This is a genomic window from Marinactinospora rubrisoli (assembly GCF_042664915.1).
In the GTDB taxonomy this organism is placed as follows: Bacteria; Actinomycetota; Actinomycetes; order Streptosporangiales; family Streptosporangiaceae; genus Marinitenerispora; species Marinitenerispora rubrisoli.
Window position 1 is genome coordinate 1 of sequence record NZ_JBHTBH010000027.1, and the last position, 5,001, is coordinate 5,001.

Below are 5,001 nucleotides of genomic sequence, written 5' to 3' on the forward strand. Positions count from 1 at the left end.
GTGTGCGCGAACACCCAGCATCCATGGCGGACAAGCCCTCGGCCGATTAGTACCGGTCAGCTCCACACCTCACAGTGCTTCCACACCCAGCCTATCAACCCAGTCATCCACTGGAAACCTTACCCACTCAAAGGTGGAAGGAGACCTCATCTCGAAGCAAGCTTCCCGCTTAGATGCTTTCAGCGGTTATCTCTCCCGAACGTAGCCAACCAGCCATGCCCCTGGCGGAACAACTGGCACACCAGAGGTTCGTCCATCCCGGTCCTCTCGTACTAGGGACAGCCCTCCTCAAGTCTCCAACGCGCGCAGCGGATAGGGACCGAACTGTCTCACGACGTTCTAAACCCAGCTCGCGTGCCGCTTTAATGGGCGAACAGCCCAACCCTTGGGACCAACTCCAGCCCCAGGATGCGACGAGCCGACATCGAGGTGCCAAACCATCCCGTCGATATGGACTCTTGGGGAAGATCAGCCTGTTATCCCCGGGGTACCTTTTAGCCGTTGAGCGACACCGCTTCCACACGCCGATGCCGGATCACTAGTCCCTGCTTTCGCACCTGCTCGACACGTCCGTCTCACAGTCAAGCTCCCTTGTGCACTTACACTCAACACCTGATTACCAACCAGGCCGAGGGAACCTTTGGGCGCCTCCGTTACCCTTTAGGAGGCAACCGCCCCAGTTAAACTACCCACCAGACACTGTCCCCGAACCGGATCACGGCCCAAGGTTAGATGCCCAAAACAGCCAGAGTGGTATTTCACCAACGCCTCCACCCGAACTAGCGTCCAAGCTTCACAGGCTCCCACCTATCCTACACAAACCATCCCAAACACCAATGTCAAGCTATAGTGAAGGTCCCGGGGTCTTTCCGTCCTGCTGCGCGAAACGAGCATCTTTACTCGTAGTGCAATTTCACCGGGCCCATGGTTGAGACAGCGGGGAAGTCGTTACGCCATTCGTGCAGGTCGGAACTTACCCGACAAGGAATTTCGCTACCTTAGGATGGTTATAGTTACCACCGCCGTTTACCGGCGCTTAGATTCCCAGCCTCGCCCCAAAAGAGCTAACCAGTCCTCTTAACGTTCCGGCACCGGGCAGGCGTCAGTCCGTATACAGCGTCTTACGACTTCGCACGGACCTGTGTTTTTAGTAAACAGTCGCTTCCCCCTGGTATCTGCGACCCCACCCAGCTCCAAAAGCAAAGTTTCATCACCAGACAGGGCTCCCCTTCTCCCAAAGTTACGGGGACAATTTGCCGAGTTCCTTAACCATGGTTCACCCGAACGCCTCAGTATTCTCTACCTGACCACCAGCGTCGGTTTAGGGTACGGGCCGCCCACACACTCGCTAGAGGCTTTTCTCGACAGCACAGGATCACTCACTTCACCAAAAACGGCTCGACATCACGCCTCAGCCTTAACAGCATGCGGATTTACCAACACACCAGCCTACACGCTTATCCCGGGACAACCACCGCCCGGTAGAGCTACCCCACTGCGTCACCCCATCACTTACCTACTACCAAATCGGGCCCCGAGCCTCAGCAATCCCAACTCCGAAGAGAAGAAACCACCTCAGCAACGGTTAGCATCAAAGGGTTCAGTATGGACGCGCATGAACGGGTACGGGAATATCAACCCGTTATCCATCGACTACGCCTGTCGGCCTCGCCTTAGGCCCCGACTCACCCTGGGCGGATTAACCTGCCCCAGGAACCCTTAGTCAATCGGCGCCAACGTTTCCCACGTTGGTTACGCTACTCATGCCTGCATTCTCACTCGCACACCCTCCACCACAGGTCACCCCACAGCTTCACCGGACGCACGACGCTCCCCTACCAACCCGGCACAAGACCGGGCCCCACAGCTTCGGCGGTGTACTTAAGCCCCGCTACATTATCGGCGCAGAATCACTTGACCAGTGAGCTATTACGCACTCTTTAAAGGATGGCTGCTTCTAAGCCAACCTCCTGGTTGTCTCAGCAACTCCACAACCTTTCCCACTTAGCACACGCTTAGGGGCCTTAGCTGATGATCTGGGCTGTTTCCCTCTCGACTACGAAGCTTATCCCCCGCAGTCTCACTGCCGCGCTAACTATACTGGCATTCGGAGTTTAGCTGACATCAGTAACCCTTACCAGGCCCATCAACCAACCAGTCGCTCTACCTCCAGCAAGCAACACACGACGCTGCACCTAAATGCATTTCGGGGAGAACCAGCTATCACGGAGTTTGATTGGCCTTTCACCCCTACCCACACCTCATCCCCCAGGTTTTCAACCCTGGTGGGTTCGGGCCTCCACACGGTCTTACCCGCGCTTCACCCTGGACATGGGTAGATCACCCCGCTTCGGGTCCACAACATGCGACTCAAACGCCCTCTTCAGACTCGCTTTCGCTACGGCTACCCCACCCGGGTTAACCTCGCCACACACCATGACTCGCAGGCTCATTCTTCAAAAGGCACGCCATCACCCCACAAAAAAGGCTCTGACGGCTTGACAGCACACGGTTTCAGGTACTATTTCACAACCCCTCACCGGGGCACTTTTCACCTTTCCCTCACGGTACTAGTCCACTATCGGTCACCAGGACGTATTCAGGCTTAGCAGGTGGTCCTGCCAGATTCACACGGAATTCCACGAGCTCCGCGCTACTCGGGACTGCACTCACGCCCAGCCAACAGCTTCACCTACGGGACTCTCACCCACTACGGCGCCGCTTCCCAACGACTTCAGCTACCATCGGCATCAACGCTCCAAGCCGGCAGACTCAGAAAAAGCACATCCCACAACCCCGCACACGCAACCCCTGCCGAGTATCACACGCGCACGGTTTAGCCACATCCCCTTTCGCTCACCACTACTCAGGGAATCACAATTGTTTTCTCTTCCTGCGGGTACTGAGATGTTTCACTTCCCCGCGTCACCACCAACCACCCTATACATTCAGGCAGCGGCAACCCGACACAACTCGGGCTAGGTTTCCCCATTCGGACACCCACGGATCAAAGCTCGGTTGACAACTCCCCGTGGACTATCGCGGCCTCCCACGTCCTTCATCGGCGCCTGGTGCCAAGGCATCCACCGTATGCCACAATCACTTGGCCACCACAGATACAAGATGCTCGCGCACACTATCCACGAATCAAAACACCAGCCACACACCCAGCCACAACAACCCCACCAACAACCAGACCCGAAAACACCAGGCCCAAAACACCAGGGAAGTCTTCACCAGAGTGGCATCCGGAAACAACCAACGGTTGCATCCTCAGACACCCAACAGCGCGCCCCCAACCCTCTTCGAAAGCCAGGGGAAGTTCGTTTCCATGTATGCGCCAATCCTGAACCCTCAACCACAAGAGGAAGAAGACCAGGTCCACTTACGAGTCCGCCAACCATGCAGGAAAAACGGTCAGCTATCAAAGACTCCTTAGAAAGGAGGTGATCCAGCCGCACCTTCCGGTACGGCTACCTTGTTACGACTTCGTCCCAATCGCCAGCCCCACCTTCACTCACTCCCCCCACAAACGTGGTTAGGCCACAAGTTTCGGGTGTTGCCGACTTTCGTGACGTGACGGGCGGTGTGTACAAGGCCCGGGAACGTATTCACCGCGGCATTGCTGATCCGCGATTACTAGCGACTCCACCTTCATGGGGTCGAGTTGCAGACCCCAATCCGAACTGAGACCGGCTTTTAGGGATTCGCTCCACCTCACGGCATCGCAAGCCCACTGTACCGGCCATTGTAGCATGTTTGCAGCCCAAGACATAAGGGGCATGATGACTTGACGTCATCCCCACCTTCCTCCGAGTTGACCCCGGCAGTCTCCCATGAGTCCCCACCACTACGTGCTGGCAACATGGAACAAGGGTTGCGCTCGTTGCGGGACTTAACCCAACATCTCACGACACGAGCTGACGACAGCCATGCACCACCTGTCACCGATCCCCGAAGGACCCACTGTCTCCAGCGGTTTACCGGCGATGTCAAACCTTGGTAAGGTTCTTCGCGTTGCGTCGAATTAAGCAACATGCTCCGCCGCTTGTGCGGGCCCCCGTCAATTCCTTTGAGTTTTAGCCTTGCGGCCGTACTCCCCAGGCGGGGCGCTTAATGCGTTAGCTACGGCACGGAACCCGTGGAAAGGCCCCACACCTAGCGCCCAACGTTTACAGCGTGGACTACCAGGGTATCTAATCCTGTTCGCTCCCCACGCTTTCGCTCCTCAGCGTCAGGTAAGGCCCAGAGACCCGCCTTCGCCACCGGTGTTCCTCCTGATATCTGCGCATTTCACCGCTACACCAGGAATTCCAGTCTCCCCTACCTACCTCAAGCCAGCCCGTATCCACTGCACACCCGGAGTTAAGCCCCGGACTTTCACAGCAGACGCGACAAGCCGCCTACGAGCTCTTTACGCCCAATAATTCCGGACAACGCTCGGACCCTACGTATTACCGCGGCTGCTGGCACGTAGTTAGCCGGTCCTTATTCCCCACCTACCGTCAACACCCGGAAAACCAGGTGCCTGCGTGAGTGGTAAAAGAGGTTTACAACCCGAAGGCCGTCATCCCCCACGCGGCGTCGCTGCGTCAGGCTTCCGCCCATTGCGCAATATTCCCCACTGCTGCCTCCCGCAGGAGTCTGGGCCGTGTCTCAGTCCCAGTGTGGCCGGTCGCCCTCTCAGGCCGGCTACCCGTCATCGCCTTGGTAGGCCATCACCCCACCAACAAGCTGATAGGCCGCGAGTCCATCCTCAACCGAAAAAACTTTCCACACCCCACCATGCGGTGAGACGTCATATCCGGTATTAGACCGGGTTTCCCCGGCTTATCCCAGAGTCAAGGGCAGGTTACTCACGTGTTACTCACCCGTTCGCCGCTCGTGTACCCCGAAGGGCCTTACCGCTCGACTTGCATGTGTTAAGCACGCCGCCAGCGTTCGTCCTGAGCCAGGATCAAACTCTCCATCAAAGGCCGAACAACCACCACCCAGAAACCC

General features: G+C 57.2%; 2 rRNA genes. Both read right to left on the reverse strand.

The features are described from left to right. Positions 1–25 precede the first annotated feature (25 nt). Positions 26–3,110: ribosomal RNA gene (locus ACFQRF_RS27635) — 23S ribosomal RNA — on the reverse strand. Positions 3,111–3,439: 329 nt separating this feature from the next. Then, positions 3,440–4,973: ribosomal RNA gene (locus ACFQRF_RS27640) — 16S ribosomal RNA — on the reverse strand. The 16S and 23S rRNA genes sit together here, the layout of an rRNA operon. Between the last annotated feature and the right edge of the window lie 28 nt (positions 4,974–5,001).